Here is a 16,752-nt window from a genome sequence, read left to right as displayed (position 1 = left end):
GCATGCTTCCAGTTGGCTCAGTCGTAACTGAGCGTTAATCAAAATTCTGTTTTACCAGCGCGCTTTCAGCAGGTTCGGCTGAATCCCATTGATTGCATGGGTATTGCTGAACGGCTGCTTGATGCCTGCTTCGAATTCGTCGCGGAAATATTTAATCGCGCTCTGCAGTGGCTCAACGGCGCCTGGTGCGTGGGCACAGAAGGTTTTCCCTGGGCCCAGGAATCGACACAGTTGCTCAAGTGTCTCGATATCGCCAGGCTGGCCTTCACCACGTTCGATAGCACGCAGGATCTTCACGCTCCACGGCAGACCATCACGGCACGGTGTACACCAGCCGCAGGACTCGCGGGCAAAGAACTCTTCGAGGTTACGCACCAGCGATACCATGCCGATCTCGTGGTCGACGGCCATCGCCAGCGCCGTACCCAGACGGCTGCCTGCTTTACCAATGCTTTCGAATTCCATCGGCAGATCAAGATGGGCCTCGGTCAGGAAGTCGGTCCCTGCACCGCCTGGCTGCCAGGCTTTGAATTTCAGGCCATCACGCATGCCGCCAGCGTAGTCTTCAAGAATTTCACGTGCGGTGGTGCCAAACGGCAGTTCCCAGACACCAGGGTTCTTCACGCGACCGGAGAAGCCCATCAGCTTGGTACCGGCATCCTTACTGTTCGAGATGCCCTGATACCACTCCACGCCATTGGCGAGGATTGCCGGGACGTTACACAGGGTTTCGACGTTGTTTACACAGGTCGGTTTACCCCAGACGCCAGAACTTGCCGGGAACGGTGGCTTGGAACGTGGGTTAGCACGGCGGCCTTCCAGGGAGTTAATCAGTGCGGTCTCTTCACCACAGATATAACGCCCTGCCCCGGTGTGCACGAACAGCTCGAAGTCAAAACCGGTGCCAAGGATGTTTTTACCCAGCAGGCCCGCTTCAGTGGCTTCGGCAATCGCGCGACGCAGGTTTTCAGCCGCTTCGATGTATTCACCGCGCAGGAAGATGTAACCCCGGTACGCTTTCAGCGCGAACGCGGAGATCAGCATGCCTTCCACCAGCAGGTGCGGCAGCTGTTCCATCAGCAGGCGGTCTTTATAGGTGCCCGGCTCCATTTCATCAGCGTTACACAGCAGGTAACGGATGTTCATGGATTCGTCTTTTGGCATCAGGCTCCACTTCAGACCGGTGGAAAAGCCTGCGCCGCCGCGCCCTTTCAGGCCAGCGTCTTTGACCGCACTGACGATGTCGTCCGGTGCCATGCCGCCCAGGGCTTTACGCGCACCGGCATAGCCGTTTTTGCTCTGGTATTCGTCGAGCCATACCGGCTGTTTGTCATCACGCAGACGCCAGGTCAGTGGATGAGTTTCAGCAGTACGAATTACAGTTTTCATTTGTACTGCTCCAGCAGGTCAGGAATGGCTTCCGGCGTCAGATAACTGTGAGTATCCTCATCAATCATCATGGTCGGCCCCTTGTCGCAGTTCCCCAGGCAGCAGGTTGGCAGCAGCGTAAAGCGGCCATCGAACGTGGTCTGGCCTGGCTTGATATTGAGCTTTTTCTCAATCGCTGCCTGAATGCCCTGATAACCGGTAATGTGACAGACCACGCTGTCACAGTAGCGGATCACATGGCGACCCACCGGCTGACGGAAGATCTGGCTGTAGAACGTGGCTACGCCTTCTACGTCACTTGCCGGAATGCCCAGCACTTTTGCGATCTCATAGATCGCCCCATCCGGCACCCAACCACGCTGTTTCTGTACGATTTTCAGCGCTTCAATGGACGCCGCACGCGGGTCTTCGTAGTGGTGCATCTCGTGCTCAATGGCGGCACGTTCTGCTTCACTCAGCTCAAAAGCCTCGGTTTGTGGTTGTTGATTCTCGTGCATAATTAGCGGTCCACATCTGACATAACAAAATCGATACTACCCAGATACACAATCAGGTCGGAGACCAGACTGCCGCGGATGGCAGACGGGATCTGCTGCAGGTGCGCAAAGCTTGGTGTACGCACGCGGGTACGGTAGCTCATGGTGCTGCCGTCACTGGTCAGGTAGTAACTGTTAATACCCTTGGTCGCTTCAATCATCTGGAAGGATTCTTGCGCCGGCATGACCGGACCCCAGGAAACCTGCAGGAAGTGGGTGATCAGGGTTTCGATATGTTGCAGCGTGCGCTCTTTCGGCGGCGGCGTCGTCAGCGGGTGATCCGCCTTGAACGGGCCTTCCGGCATGTTGTTGAGGCACTGCTCAAGGATGCGCAGACTCTGGCGCAACTCTTCAACTTTCAGCATCACGCGGGTGTAGCAGTCGGAAACACCGCCGCCAACCGGGACTTCGAAGTCGAAGTTCTCATAGCCAGAGTAAGGACGGGCTTTACGCACGTCGAAATCAATACCGGTTGCGCGCAGACCCGCACCTGTCGTACCCCACTCCAGCGCTTCTTTCGCACCGTAGGCTGCAACGCCCTGGGAACGGCCTTTCAGGATGGTGTTACGCAGTGCGGCTTTCTCGTAAGAAGCCAGACGTTTTGGCATCCAGTCGAGGAATTCACGCAGCAGGCGCTCCCAGCCGCGCGGCAGATCGTGTGCCACACCGCCGATACGGAACCAGGCCGGGTGCATACGGAAACCGGTGATGGCTTCTACCAGATCGTAGATTTTCTGACGATCGGTAAAGGCAAAGAAGACCGGGGTCATCGCGCCAACGTCCTGAATGAACGTGGAGATATACAGCAGGTGGCTGTTGATACGGAACAGTTCGGAGAGCATCACGCGGATAACGTTAACGCGATCCGGTACGGTGATACCTGCCAGTTTCTCAACGGCCAGCACGTATGGCATTTCGTTTACGCAACCGCCGAGGTACTCGATACGGTCGGTATACGGAATGTAGCTGTGCCAGGACTGACGCTCGCCCATCTTCTCAGCACCACGGTGGTGGTAACCGATGTCCGGTACGCAGTCGACAATCTCTTCGCCATCAAGCTGAAGAATAATACGGAAAGCACCGTGCGCAGAGGGGTGGTTTGGACCGAGGTTGAGGAACATGAAGTCCTCGTTTTCCGTCCCGCGTTTCATGCCCCAGTCTTCCGGCTTGAAGGTCAGCGCTTCCATCTCCAGATCCTGCTTGGCTTTCGTCAGCTCAAACGGGTCGAATTCAGTCGCACGTGCCGGGTAGTCTTTACGCAGCGGGTGGCCGGTCCACGTCTGCGGCATCATGATGCGCGTCAGATGCGGGTGGCCGTCGAAGGTCATCCCGAACATTTCCCAGGTTTCACGCTCATACCAGTTAGCGTTCGGGAAAAGTTTAGTGATCGTCGGCAGATGCATGTCGTTTTCAGACAATGCCACCTTGAGCATGATATCCGTATTACGGTCTATTGAGATCAGGTGGTAGAAAACGGAAAAATCCGCAGCAGGGAGACCCTGGCGGTGCGTACGCAGACGTTCATCCATGCCGTGTAAGTCAAACAGCATGACGTAAGGTTTTGGCAATTTCTTGAGGAAATCGACCACTTCCAGTAATTGCTCACGCTTCACCCAAACAACGGGTACCCCGGTGCGGGTCGCCTGAACAGTAAAGGCATCCGGCCCAAAACGGTTGCGCAGTTCGCCAATGACAGGGTCATCCAGATGATCCCGTGTTTGCCAGGCGGCTTCTTGCGCGGTTAAGTCGGTCATATTGTTCACCATTGCAAATGGTCCGTGGTGACTGTAGGGCGTGGCTTCGCGCTATTTGAGTAGTGATATGCGAAGGTTTACTCCATGCCCACAGGCGCAAATTAAATTTCGTCAGGCGTACGCAGATTGGTTACTGCAATACGTTCGCCGCGTTTACGCTCGCGCTCAGACTGCATGTTGGCGCGGTAAACACCCTGATCGCCAACCACCCAGGAGAGCGGACGACGTTCTTTACCGATAGACTCCTGCAGCAGCATCAGCGCCTGCATGTAAGCTTCCGGACGCGGCGGACAACCCGGGATGTAAACATCCACTGGAATAAACTTATCTACGCCCTGTACGACGGAATAAATGTCGTACATACCGCCAGAGTTTGCACATGCGCCCATGGAAATAACCCATTTTGGCTCCAGCATCTGGTCATACAGACGCTGAATAACAGGTGCCATCTTGGTAAAGCATGTACCTGCCACCACCATCAGGTCAGCCTGACGTGGGGAAGCACGCAGTACCTCTGCCCCAAAACGCGCAACGTCATGCACCGCAGTGAATGACGTCACCATTTCAACGTAGCAGCAAGAAAGGCCAAAGTTGTAAGGCCAGATGGAGTTCTTACGACCCCAGTTGACCATATCGTGCATGGCATGCTCGAGTTTGCCCATGTACACGCTTTTATTGACTTCTTGCTCCAGGGGGTCGGTTACGATCTCCTGTTTTTGCAGGGGGTAACGGTCATTCTCACCGTTAGGATCTATGCGGGTGAGCGTATAATCCATCTTATTGCCTCGCTGTTACTGCTGACGATTAGAGATACTGTTTTCCGGGTTGATGTGTTCACGACGTGAACGCGCAGGCGTCCAGTCAAGCGCGCCAATACGCACCAGATAAACCAGACCGGCCAGTAACACTAAAATGAAAATTGCGGCCTCGACAAAGCCCACCCAACCACTTTCGCGGATGGAAGTTGACCATGCGAAAAGGTAAAGCGCTTCCACGTCAAAGATGACGAAGAACATGGCTACCAGATAGAACTTGGCAGACAGGCGTAAGCGAGCGGAACCTACTGAATCAATACCTGATTCGAAAGGTGTGTTCTTGTGCCTTGCACGGGCGCGACCGCCCAGGAACCAGCCGCCGACTAACATCAGGCAGCACAGGCCAATGGCTACAATAAGAAAGATTGCGAATGCCCAGTGATGAGCGATGACTTCTGTGGATGTTGACATACTCATTGCTTACTCATCAAAAGTGATACCTACGACACTGCTCTTGCTGGCAGATGGGCATCACATCGATTCATGGGGAGGAACGAAAAACCTTACACTAACTGTCAGAAATGAGACGTAGACAGCAAAATGATGGGGTTTTTTACTCCTTTCTATAACCTTTTGTCAACTTTAACAAAGGTTTCTTCACATTAAATTACATCGAGCGATTCTCATTAACATTTGGTGCCCTTTAACCCTGGTGGGTACCTGAGTTTACGTCAAATGCATGTTGTTGAATCGTGTCCGTTTTGGAAGTAAAAAAAATAACCCTCCTATTTTGACAGGATTTGCCAACGATTCCTCCCCCCAAAGAGGAGTATTTTCTTGATCTGAGACACGCTTTTGTTAATTCACCCAAAAAACCAGCAACATATTTCCTGTTTTATTAACATCGAGGCGAGCTGGAGGGAGACTGAACGGGAAACGCACAACATTTGAACAAAAGCATTTATCTCACTGATAAATAGACACTATCCTAAAAATCCACGCGGTGATCGCGGGTATTACTGCCAAAAAAAAGCCACTGCAGGCGAAAATCGCGTGAGTGGCTTTTTTTTACATTTACAAATTGTTACCAGAATTTTGAGCTGTCGATCACTCAAAGTCCCCTTCAACGATCAGGGAATCATCCCCCCCTTCGGAGGTAACATGTTCGAACTGCCATGGATTATGGTAGTTTTCCATCGCCTCGAACACGACTTTCGCCAGTTCGTTATTGCTGGACGTATTGTGGCAGAGCAGATACTCCGTATCAGGCAAAGCAGGAAGACCATCTGATTTACCCAGTACGCGCAGATCCGGGCTCATCATTTCGACCGGACGGGCCGTTACCCCAAGCCCCGCTTTCACGGCAGCACGTACCGCTGGCAATGTGGAAGCCACATAAGCCAGACGCCATGGAATATTGGCCTCATTGAGCGCCGACAACACCATATCGCGGAACGGGCTCGGATCATCCAGTAATACCAATGGAATTGGCTCACCTTTTTGCAGCACATATTCAGCGGCGCAATACCAATGCGTCGGAGACGTGCGCAACGTCAGGCAATTAAATTGCCCTGGACGGTGCGTGGTCACCACCAGATCGACCTTATTCTCATTTAGCATCTCAATCATAAAAGCATTTCGTTTTACGCTAACGTCCAGCGCAAGCTTCGGATAAACCGAACTAATTCGATTGAGAAGAAATGGCAATATTGTGTCTGCTGACTCATCAGACGCACCTAACGTTAGCACCCCTTGCAGGTTGCTATACATTAATGACATACATGCTTCGTCATTAAAGCGAAGTATTTTCCTGGCATAACCCAGAAGCTGAATACCGTGTTCCGTTAAGAGCTTATTACGCCCGTGACGGGCAAAGAGCTCTTTACCAACCAGTTGTTCCAGCCGTTGCATTTGCTGGCTAACGGCGGACTGGGTTCGGCAAACGGCGGCAGCAGCAGCTGCAAAAGTGTTGAGATCGGCGACCGCAACAAACGTTCTCAGCAGATCGAGGTCGAGATTCATTATCGGACGATTTGCATTTATCATATCTTTTCACTTTCAGGTTGCTCGTGCGGAGCTGCCCGGGTTGAAGCTGTGTGTGTAACAGTTAAGCAATTCCCTCTGAAGGTTTTCCCTCGCATCCCGGCCCGGCAGACTGCCTGACAGATAGTTATTGTGCTGTTTTAATATCAACAGTCAGAAAGCACGTTTCATGACGTTATTTTTATTCTCTTAAACGTTCAGGATATTTAGATGTTTGCAGGTTTATGTAAATTCCATTAAGGGTGATACACCCTTTCTGCCATCTTTCTCGCAGTGCTGTCAACGTAGCAGGAGATGTTTAACCCATTCCGGCCAGAGATAACTCTAACAATAACAATCAATTAATTCAGAAAACCTGTTCCACAAATACAATACATATGTATCTGTACCCAGCTTTCCTGAAAGACATCTTAACCCAAATCCACTTTATTTATAAGTCTTATTGCAATATTGAGGATTTATGAAGGTTGTTAAGCTTCTCAACTAATTTTATTAAAATTAACTAAAGTTGCATTTTGTTGGTTAATAATAAATAAATTTTAATTTAGATTAAGGCCATTCATTAATAACACTTAACATTAATTTCACATGAGTAACTTTTAGCCAATGCACACTATTACAACCCCACGTAACGAAGCATTCAGGTTTTACGAAAGGTCACTCAGCGTAACTGCCACGCAGGTTGCGGATATTATTTATTTTTATCAGCACAATATACAACTTTTATATTCTTTAACAGCACAATAAACCTACTTTCACACCATTAACCTTACTTTACGTCAGTTAAATTGTTCGCTGATAGCGAAAAAGATTCACTCCATTTTCATTCACTCCACAAAATCTTCTCCTGCCCGCCCTTCAAAACGAAGCGAGGGGGGAGTACATTATTCCGTGCTGACTTCCACGGCAGGGAGTGGCAACAATCGCGAAAAGGTTAAAGGTTCATGTCCCCTATCGAAAAATCCAGCAAGCTAGATAACGTCTGTTACGACATCCGTGGCCCGGTTCTGAAAGAGGCTAAACGCCTTGAAGAAGAAGGCAATAAGGTTCTGAAACTCAACATTGGTAACCCTGCGCCATTTGGTTTTGAAGCGCCGGATGAAATTCTGGTTGATGTGATCCGCAACCTGCCTACTGCGCAAGGCTATTGCGATTCAAAAGGACTTTACTCCGCACGAAAAGCCATCATGCAGCACTACCAGGCGCGCGATATGCGTGATGTTACCGTTGAAGATATCTATATCGGCAACGGCGTCTCTGAGCTGATCGTGCAGGCCATGCAGGCGCTGCTGAACAGCGGCGACGAAATGCTGGTTCCCGCGCCGGATTATCCGCTGTGGACGGCGGCCGTATCCCTGTCCAGCGGTAAAGCCGTGCACTATCTTTGCGATGAGTCCTCTGACTGGTTCCCGGATCTCGATGATATTCGCGCGAAAATTACCCCACGCACGCGCGGCATCGTCATTATTAACCCGAACAACCCAACGGGCGCGGTCTACTCAAAAGAGCTGCTGATGGAGATCGTGGAGATCGCCCGCCAGCACAACCTGATCATCTTTGCCGACGAAATTTACGACAAGATCCTGTATGACGCGGCGCAGCACCACTCTATCGCCGCACTGGCTCCGGACCTGCTGACCGTGACTTTTAACGGCCTGTCTAAAACCTACCGTGTGGCCGGTTTCCGTCAGGGCTGGATGGTCTTAAACGGCCCGAAAAAACATGCGAAAGGCTATATTGAAGGGCTGGAAATGCTCGCCTCTATGCGTTTATGTGCCAACGTGCCGGCGCAGCATGCTATCCAGACCGCACTCGGCGGCTATCAGAGCATCAGCGAGTTTATCGTGCCAGGCGGGCGTTTATATGAGCAGCGTAACCGCGCGTGGGAGCTTATCAACGATATTACAGGCGTCTCCTGCGTGAAGCCGAACGGCGCGCTCTACATGTTCCCGAAAATCGACGCGAAACGCTTTAATATTCATGACGACCAGAAGATGGTGCTCGATTTCCTGCTGCAGGAAAAAGTGCTGCTGGTGCAGGGTACCGCCTTTAACTGGCCGTGGCCGGATCACGTGCGTATCGTTACCCTGCCGCGTGAAGATGACCTCGAGATGGCCATCAGCCGCTTTGGACGTTTCCTCTCAGGTTACCACCAGTAATCTTAAAATCAGGCTACTTCGGTAGCCTGATTTGCATCTTGCCTCCCCTCCCCGCACAATGAAGTCTGTCGCAGTGAAGACAAAAGGTAACCTATGAGTCAGAGTCATTTCTTTGCCCACCTCTCCCGCCTTAAACTGATCAACCGCTGGCCGCTGATGCGCAATGTCCGCACTGAGAATGTGTCGGAGCACAGTCTGCAGGTTGCGATGGTCGCTCACGCTCTGGCTGCCATTAAAAACCGGAAATTCAACGGGCAGGTTAATGCTGAGCGTATTGCCCTGCTGGCGATGTATCACGATGCCTCGGAAGTGCTGACCGGGGATTTACCGACACCCGTGAAATATTTCAACTCGCAGATAGCCCAGGAATATAAGGCCATTGAGAAGATTGCTCAGCAGAAACTGATCGACATGGTGCCGGACGAGCTGCGCGATATTTTTGAGCCGCTGATTGATGAGCATCAGTACACGGAAGAGGAAAAATTGCTGGTTAAGCAGGCGGATGCGCTATGCGCTTACCTGAAATGTCTGGAAGAGCTGTCCGCGGGGAATAACGAATTTCTGCTGGCGAAAACGCGTCTGGAAAAAACGCTGGAATCACGCCGCAGCGAAGAGATGGATTATTTCATGCAGGTGTTTGTGCCGAGCTTCCATTTGTCGCTGGACGAGATCAGTCAGGACTCCCCTCTCTGACGGTATGCCGGGTCGCGACATCGCCACCCGGCATCAGGGTTTAAAACGGGAACAGCACGGGAATCAGTATCACGCACACCACCATCACCAGCACGGTGAAGGGCACGCCTATCTTCACAAAATCACTGAATTTGTAATTTCCCGGGCCAAGCACCAGCGTATTGACCGGTGACGAGACCGGAGTCATAAACGCTGCAGATGCCGCCATAGCGACGATCATGGCAAACGGGTACGGCGAAACCCCCATTGATTTCGCCATCGCCAGTGCAATGGGTGCCATCAGGACTGCCGTGGCCGTATTGGAGATAAACAGGCCTATCGTGGCGCACATGATAAACAGGCAGACCAGCATCATGTAAGGCCCGTATCCACCGCCTGCGTCCATGAGTCCCTTGACGATCAAATCCACCCCACCGGTTTTTTGTAACGCCAGGGCAAAGGGCATCATCCCGACAATCAGAATGATGCTCGGCCAGTGAATGGCTTTGTAGGCACTTTCGGCATCAATACAGCGGAATTTCCCCATCAGAAGACAGGCGATAATGGCCGCAATGGGGTTTGGAATTTCGTCAGTCAGCATCAGTGCGACCATCAACACCAGGCAAAAAATCGCATGCGGTGCCTGGCTGTGCGCCGGAGAAGCATCGCTCTCTTCAACCGGCATATTAAGTACCACAAAGTCGCGGCCTTTCTGCCCGAGCTGACCGATCAGTTTCCAGTTGCCGACGACCAGGAAGATATCACCGAGCAGGATAGGCTCATCCACTACCGCCCCTTCCATCGCCACGCCATCACGCTTTAAGCCCACCACGTTTAGCCCATAGCGGGTCCTGAAGCCGATTTCGCGCACGGTTTTACCCAGTAATTCTGATTCCGGGATCAGCGACACTTCGGCCATGCCGACATCCAGCGCCTGGTCTGAGAAATACTCCCCACGTAGCACCATGGGTTCCAGCAACTGTTCACTGCAAAACTCGCGCAAATCGACATCGGCGGTGGACATATCAATCAGCAAAACGTCGCGTGCACGGAATTCCGACACCCCGTTGACGTTAACAATCACCCGCCGAAAACGACGCCAGCGCTCTACGCCGATCACGTTCGCGCCATAGCGCTCGCGCAGCTTCAGGTCGTCAAGACGCTGGCCAATGAGGGGCGAGCCGGGGCGGATAGCCAGACGGCGCGCCCGCCCGGTCAGACGGTACTCTTTGATCAGATCGCGGAAGGTTCGTCGTTTCCAGCCGTCTTTGCTTTTATCCTGTTTTTCCCCCTTCAGGGCAAAACGGGTTAACAGCATGTAGACCACGCCCAGCACCAGAATCACCAGTCCAAGTGGGGTCACGCTGAAAAAGCTAAAGCCTTCAAACCCTTCGCGGATTAGCTCACTGTTGACGACCAGGTTCGGTGGGGTCGCCACCAGCGTCATCATCCCGCTGATAAGACCGGCAAAGCTCAGAGGCATCATCAGGCGCGACGGCGAGGTTTGCATCCGCATGGAGACGCTCAGCACCACCGGGATAAAGATGGCGACGACGCCCGTGGAGCTCATAAACGCCCCCAGCCCGGCAACCGTCAGCATCAGGTAGATCAACATTTTGGTTTCGCTGTTGCCGGCCACCTTGACCAGCCACGACCCCATAATGGTCGCCACGCCAGTGCGCACCAGCCCGTCGCCAATAATAAACAGGGCGGCAATCAGGATAACGTTGGGATCACTAAATCCGGAGAAAGCCTCCGGCAGCGTGAGCGTACCGCTCAGCACAAAGGCAACGATGACAAACAAGGCGATGGCATCCATGCGCACCTTGCCTGAGGCAAAGAGAAGGATGGCGATTAAAAGCAGGCTCAGGACCCAAATCAGTTCACCGTTCACAACATATCCTTGTCAGTGGAGGAGACAAAATTTTGCCATAAAAAAGCCCCAACAATGTGGGGCTATATCATGGGATTACATTTTAAGCGAGACGGTTACAACTCCGTCCGGTGCCTTCGCAACGTTAATCGCCGTCAGCGTGTTAAGCACCAGATCCGCCTCGATCAGGCGGGGTGAACCCGCCGGAACGTTAACGGCGATGACGTGGCTTCCGGCGTTCAACCCCGCCAGGACGCCTGCTGCCGCATCCTCCACCACCACACAATCGGCTGGTGCCAGGCCAAGCAGTTCGGCACCGAGTAAAAAGGCATCCGGTTCAGGCTTGCCGCGCTTCACGCGCTCTGCCGTGATAAACACGTCGGGCGTCGGTAACCCTGCGGCCTTGTGGCGGGCATGGGCAACGGGCACCGAGCCGGAGGTGACGATCGCCCACGGGATTTGGGCTTCGTTCAGATGTTCAAGCAGTTCACGCGCCCCCGGCAGCGCTGTGATGCCATCCGTGTCGGTGGCTTCAATGTGCTCAAGATAGCTGAACTCCGCCTGAATCTCTTCCTCAGAACGTCCTGCTAAGAAGTGCCGCAATGAGGTTATGGCCTGTTTGCCATGGATAAAATTCAGTACTTCCTGATGGTCAATGCCATGTCTGTCCGCCCAATGGCACCATGAACGCTCCACAACCGGCAGCGAATCCACCAGCGTACCGTCCAAATCAAACAGAAAACCTCTACACTGCACAAGCACCTCCGTCAGGCATTAATAATTTGTTGAATCTCATTGTTACTTAAATGGTACTGGCGCGGGCAGGCGTGCCAGACGCTCAGCATGCGCTGATATTTTTCCCACATTGGGGTCTGCGCATTGAAGCCGTGTGTGCCCGCGTCAAAATGGGTATAGCGCCCTTCTGTGTTCACCATAAAACGCACATAGCTCAGATAACGCGCTTCCGTTGCGGCATCAAAGCCCAGGAAGGTGACGCGACGTTCGTCAATGGACTGCTGATCTTTGAGATTGGTCCAGGAAACATGCAGGGCGTGATACATCTCCATAATGTCGATCACGGTGCGGCAGGTTTCTTCTTTCATCTCACCAAACTCGCGGTCCAGTTCACGCATCTGCAAACCAAAGCCACGTTCGACGATTGTCTGCAGGCGGCTGTAGCGCTCAGCGTTATCGGGATCAAGCATAGTCATCATTTTGTACTGGTTGGACAAAATCAGACGTTGAGCATGGGTCATTTCCATCTTTCGACTCCTGTAGCGCATTGCACTGTAAAAAAAAGACACGGTAACGTTGAGTTACTGTGCCTTCTTTTATTCGTCGTTTCGATGATCAATCACAAGTCATCGAGGAATGTTTTGTCGAGTTGCTTAAAAGCGCGCTTGAGCGTGTCAGCCAGCGCCTGGTAATCGGGCTTGCCTTCGACCGGGGCAAGCGCCTGCCCGGCTTCCTCCAGTTTCCCGCGAACTTCATAAAACCAGTGTAAAATAGAAGGCGGGAGTGGCGTGATAGAACGTTTACCTAACCACCACAGACCCTGCATCGGCAGACTTAACGCGAAAAGTGCCGTCGCAACGGCCGGGCCAAGCTGCCCGCCCAGCGCGATTTGCCAGCAGAGCGTAAAGATGGCGACAGGTGGCATAAAGCGAATCGCATAGCGCGTGGCGCGGATCGTGCGGTTCTCAATAAACATGGGCGCAAGGCGCTTTTCCATTGGCCACGTCTTTGCGTAATGCTGTCCCCGACGAAACAGACTGAAAAAATTCACGGACGGGTTCTCTGGTGTCGACATGGCTGTACCTCAACTTCACATATAAAAATTAAAATTTTCGTGCAAAACCACAACAGGCTATGACAACGTTCAAAATATTTTGTCATCAGCACCCCGTATCGGGTATTCTGTGCCAGCCTGATAGGCCCTTAGACGAGAACCATTAACTCGTCAAATTATCGCATATTATGCCATTGGCTGAAAAATGTTCAAAATGGCATAAAATCATATGTATTTCTTCCATCATGCCACAATGTTCGTTTGGCATGATGTTAATCATAAATGTCTGAGTCATTATGCGTTACGCTTTTAGACTCCCTGACGTTTTTTTAGCCACGTATCAATAATAGGTACTTCCATGTCGAGTAAGTTAGTACTGGTTCTGAACTGCGGTAGCTCCTCACTGAAATTCGCCATCATCGATGCGCTCAACGGTGACGAATACCTCTCTGGTTTGGCCGAATGTTTCCATCTGCCTGAAGCACGTATCAAGTGGAAGATGGACGGCAGCAAACAGGAAGCGGCTTTAGGTGCAGGCGCCGCTCACAGTGAAGCGCTGAACTTTATCGTTAACACTATTCTGGCACAAAAACCAGAACTGTCTGCTCAGCTGACTGCGATTGGTCACCGTATCGTCCACGGCGGCGAAAAATACACCCGTTCCGTCGTTATCGACGAAACGGTTATTCAGGGCATTAAAGACTCTGCCTCTTTCGCACCGCTGCACAACCCAGCTCACCTGATCGGTATCGCTGAAGCGCTGAAATCCTTCCCGCAGCTGAAAGACAAAAACGTGGCTGTGTTCGACACTGCGTTCCACCAGACCATGCCGGAAGAATCTTACCTCTATGCCCTGCCGTACAGCCTGTACAAAGAGCACGGCGTTCGTCGCTACGGCGCGCACGGCACCAGCCACTTCTATGTGACTCAGGAAGCCGCTAAAGTGCTGAACAAGCCGGTTGAAGAAGTTAACATCATCACCTGCCACCTGGGCAACGGTGGTTCTGTTTCTGCTATCCGCAACGGTAAATGTGTTGATACATCCATGGGTCTGACCCCGCTGGAAGGTCTGGTGATGGGTACCCGTTCCGGTGACATCGACCCGGCGATCATCTTCCACCTGCACGACACCCTGGGCATGAGCGTTGATCAGATCAACAAAATGCTGACCAAAGAGTCTGGCCTGCTGGGTCTGACCGAAGTCACCAGCGACTGCCGTTATGTTGAAGACAACTACGCAGAAAAAGCAGACGCTAAACGTGCAATGGACGTTTACTGCCACCGTCTGGCGAAGTACATCGGCTCTTACACTGCGCTGATGGATGGTCGTCTGGACGCGGTAATCTTCACCGGTGGTATCGGTGAGAACGCGGCAATGGTTCGTGAACTGTCCCTGGGTAAACTGGGCGTTCTGGGCTTCGAAGTTGACCACGAGCGTAACCTGGCTGCCCGCTTCGGCAAGTCTGGCTTCATCAACAAAGAAGGCACCCGTCCGGCTATCGTTATCCCAACTAACGAAGAGCTGGTCATCGCGCAAGACGCGCACCGCCTGACTGCCTGATTCCACACCGCCAGCAATGCTGGCGGTGCTGTTTTGTAGCCCGCCCCCTGTCGGCGGTAACGAAAGAGGATAAACCGTGTCCCGTACTATTATGCTGATCCCTACCGGAACCAGCGTCGGTCTGACCAGCGTCAGCCTTGGCGTTATCCGTGCTATGGAACGCAAAGGCGTTCGTCTGAGCGTCTTTAAGCCTATCGCCCAGCCTCGTGCCGGTGGCGATGCGCCAGACCAGACCACCACCATCGTGCGTAAGAACTCCAATCTGCCAGCGGCTGAACCGCTGAAGATGAGCCACGTTGAATCTCTGCTCTCCAGCAACCAGAAAGACGTGCTGATGGAAGAGATCATCGCCAACTACCACGCTAACACGCAAGACGCGGAAGTGGTGCTGGTTGAAGGCCTGGTCCCGACCCGCAAACACCAGTTCGCTCAGTCTCTGAACTTCGAAATCGCGAAAACGCTGAATGCTGAAATCGTGTTCGTCATGTCCCAGGGTACCGATAACCAGGAACAGCTGAAAGAGCGTATCGAACTGACCCGCAGCAGCTTCGGCGGCGCGAAAAATACCAACATCACTGGCGTTATCGTTAACAAACTGAACGCACCGGTTGATGAACAAGGTCGTACCCGTCCTGACCTGTCCGAAATCTTCGATGACTCTTCTAAAGCGAAAGTGGTTAAAGTTGATCCGGCGACTCTGCAGGATTCCAGCCCGCTGCCAGTACTGGGCGTGGTGCCATGGAGCTTCGACCTGATTGCTACCCGTGCAATCGACATGGCGCGTCACCTGAACGCTACCGTGATTAACGAAGGCGACATCAACACCCGCCGCGTGAAGTCTGTGACCTTCTGTGCGCGTAGCATTCCGCACATGCTGGAACACTTCCGCGCAGGCTCCCTGCTCGTGACCTCCGCTGACCGTCCTGACGTGCTTGTTGCTGCGTGCCTGGCCGCGATGAACGGTGTGGAAATCGGTGCCATTCTGCTGACCGGTGCTTACGAGATGGATCCACGCGTAAGCAAGCTGTGCGAACGTGCGTTCGCCACTGGCCTGCCAGTCTTTATGGTGAACACCAACACCTGGCAGACCTCTCTGAGCCTGCAGAGCTTCAACCTGGAAGTGCCGGTTGATGACCATGAGCGTATCGAGAAAGTGCAGGAATACGTTGCGGGCTACATCAACGCAGACTGGATTGAATCCCTGACGGCGACCTCCGAGCGCAGCCGTCGTCTGTCTCCTCCGGCCTTCCGTTACCAGCTGACCGAGCTGGCGCGTAAAGCGGGCAAACGTGTTGTTCTGCCAGAAGGCGACGAACCACGTACCGTTAAAGCGGCTGCCATCTGTGCAGAGCGCGGCATCGCGACCTGTGTGCTGCTGGGTAACCCGGATGAAATTAACCGCGTTGCTGCCTCTCAGGGCGTTGAGCTGGGTGCAGGTATTGAAATCGTCGACCCGGAAGTGGTTCGCGAAAGCTACGTTGCGCGCCTGGTTGAGCTGCGTAAGAGCAAGGGCATGACCGAAGCCGTTGCGCGTGAGCAGCTTGAAGACAACGTTGTGCTGGGCACGCTGATGCTGGAGCAGGACGAAGTTGACGGTCTGGTTTCCGGTGCGGTTCACACCACGGCGAACACCATCCGTCCACCGCTGCAGCTGATCAAAACGGCGCCAGGCAGTTCTCTGGTGTCTTCCGTGTTCTTCATGCTGCTGCCTGAACAGGTTTACGTTTACGGTGACTGTGCGATCAACCCGGATCCAACTGCAGAGCAGCTGGCTGAGATTGCTATTCAGTCTGCCGATTCCGCGATTGCCTTCGGTATTGAACCTCGCGTGGCAATGCTCTCCTACTCCACCGGTACTTCTGGTGCAGGTAGCGATGTAGAGAAAGTCCGTGAAGCGACGCGTCTGGCGCAGGAAAAACGTCCTGACCTGATGATCGACGGTCCACTGCAGTATGATGCCGCGGTTATGGCTGACGTTGCGAAATCCAAAGCACCGAACTCACCGGTTGCGGGTCGCGCTACCGTGTTCATCTTCCCGGATCTGAACACCGGTAACACCACCTACAAAGCGGTACAGCGTTCTGCAGACCTGATCTCCATCGGGCCAATGCTGCAGGGTATGCGCAAACCTGTGAACGACCTGTCCCGTGGCGCGCTGGTTGACGATATCGTCTACACCATCGCTCTGACCGCGATCCAGTCTTCACAACAGCAGTAATAC

Annotated in this window: 14 protein-coding genes; 4 read left to right on the top strand and 10 right to left on the bottom strand. The window is 53.0% G+C overall.

Annotation, left to right across the window (positions count from 1 at the left end):
• Positions 1-51: 51 nt before the first annotated feature.
• The 6 genes from nuoF to lrhA form a co-directional block, all read right to left on the bottom strand.
• The gene (gene nuoF, locus QRN24_RS06660; protein WP_014170996.1) at positions 52-1,389 is read right to left on the bottom strand and encodes an NADH-quinone oxidoreductase subunit NuoF; all 1,338 of its coding nucleotides are present in this window, start codon (positions 1,387-1,389) and stop codon (positions 52-54) included.
• A complete protein-coding gene (gene nuoE, locus QRN24_RS06655; protein ID WP_014170998.1) occupies positions 1,386-1,886 on the bottom strand; it encodes an NADH-quinone oxidoreductase subunit NuoE in 501 nt (166 codons plus the stop codon). Before nuoE ends, nuoF begins: the two co-directional genes overlap by 4 nt.
• A 2-nt stretch (positions 1,887-1,888) precedes the next feature.
• Entirely contained in the window at positions 1,889-3,691 is a 1,803-nt protein-coding gene (nuoC, locus tag QRN24_RS06650) for an NADH-quinone oxidoreductase subunit C/D (RefSeq protein WP_014170999.1), read from the bottom strand.
• An 89-nt stretch (positions 3,692-3,780) separates the two neighbouring features.
• The gene (gene nuoB / locus QRN24_RS06645; RefSeq protein ID WP_003861482.1) at positions 3,781-4,455 is read right to left on the bottom strand and encodes an NADH-quinone oxidoreductase subunit NuoB; all 675 of its coding nucleotides are present in this window, start codon (positions 4,453-4,455) and stop codon (positions 3,781-3,783) included.
• A gap of 15 nt (positions 4,456-4,470) precedes the next feature.
• Positions 4,471-4,911, bottom strand: coding sequence for an NADH-quinone oxidoreductase subunit NuoA (gene nuoA, locus QRN24_RS06640; RefSeq protein ID WP_014171000.1), 441 nt, complete (start codon positions 4,909-4,911; stop codon positions 4,471-4,473).
• A 630-nt stretch (positions 4,912-5,541) separates the two neighbouring features.
• Positions 5,542-6,480, bottom strand: coding sequence for a transcriptional regulator LrhA (gene lrhA / locus QRN24_RS06635; RefSeq protein ID WP_014171001.1), 939 nt, complete (start codon positions 6,478-6,480; stop codon positions 5,542-5,544).
• A gap of 941 nt (positions 6,481-7,421) precedes the next feature.
• Here lrhA and alaA point away from each other — a divergent pair.
• A complete protein-coding gene (gene alaA, locus QRN24_RS06630) occupies positions 7,422-8,636 on the top strand; it encodes an alanine transaminase AlaA (RefSeq protein ID WP_284942516.1) in 1,215 nt (404 codons plus the stop codon).
• A gap of 93 nt (positions 8,637-8,729) precedes the next feature.
• A complete protein-coding gene (yfbR, locus tag QRN24_RS06625; protein WP_014171003.1) occupies positions 8,730-9,329 on the top strand; it encodes a 5'-deoxynucleotidase in 600 nt (199 codons plus the stop codon).
• A gap of 40 nt (positions 9,330-9,369) precedes the next feature.
• On the opposite strand, the gene QRN24_RS06620 is transcribed toward yfbR, so the two are convergent.
• The 4 genes from QRN24_RS06620 to yfbV form a co-directional block, all read right to left on the bottom strand.
• Positions 9,370-11,202: an SLC13 family permease gene (locus tag QRN24_RS06620; protein WP_014171004.1), complete on the bottom strand. Its 1,833-nt coding sequence runs from the start codon at positions 11,200-11,202 to the stop codon at positions 9,370-9,372.
• 75 nt (positions 11,203-11,277) lie between these two features.
• A complete protein-coding gene (locus QRN24_RS06615) occupies positions 11,278-11,937 on the bottom strand; it encodes a sugar phosphatase (RefSeq protein ID WP_044857016.1) in 660 nt (219 codons plus the stop codon).
• Positions 11,938-11,948: 11 nt separating this feature from the next.
• A complete protein-coding gene (locus QRN24_RS06610) occupies positions 11,949-12,443 on the bottom strand; it encodes a YfbU family protein (RefSeq protein WP_020883140.1) in 495 nt (164 codons plus the stop codon).
• A gap of 92 nt (positions 12,444-12,535) precedes the next feature.
• Positions 12,536-12,991 carry a terminus macrodomain insulation protein YfbV gene (yfbV, locus tag QRN24_RS06605; protein WP_008502875.1) on the bottom strand — a complete coding sequence of 152 codons (456 nt, stop codon included), beginning with the start codon at positions 12,989-12,991 and terminating at the stop codon, positions 12,536-12,538.
• Positions 12,992-13,328: 337 nt separating this feature from the next.
• Between yfbV and ackA the strand changes: the two genes are divergently transcribed.
• Together ackA and pta are read left to right on the top strand one after the other, a co-directional pair.
• Positions 13,329-14,531, top strand: a complete 1,203-nt coding sequence (gene ackA / locus QRN24_RS06600; protein WP_014171008.1) for an acetate kinase — start codon at positions 13,329-13,331, stop codon at positions 14,529-14,531.
• A gap of 76 nt (positions 14,532-14,607) precedes the next feature.
• The gene (gene pta / locus QRN24_RS06595) at positions 14,608-16,749 is read left to right on the top strand and encodes a phosphate acetyltransferase (RefSeq protein ID WP_014171009.1); all 2,142 of its coding nucleotides are present in this window, start codon (positions 14,608-14,610) and stop codon (positions 16,747-16,749) included.
• The last annotated feature ends 3 nt before the right edge of the window (positions 16,750-16,752 follow it).

The sequence above is a fragment of the Enterobacter sp. MEB024 genome (assembly GCF_030209635.1).
Taxonomy (GTDB): Bacteria; Pseudomonadota; Gammaproteobacteria; order Enterobacterales; family Enterobacteriaceae; genus Enterobacter; species Enterobacter ludwigii.
This window is presented reverse-complemented; position numbering and strand designations above follow the sequence as displayed.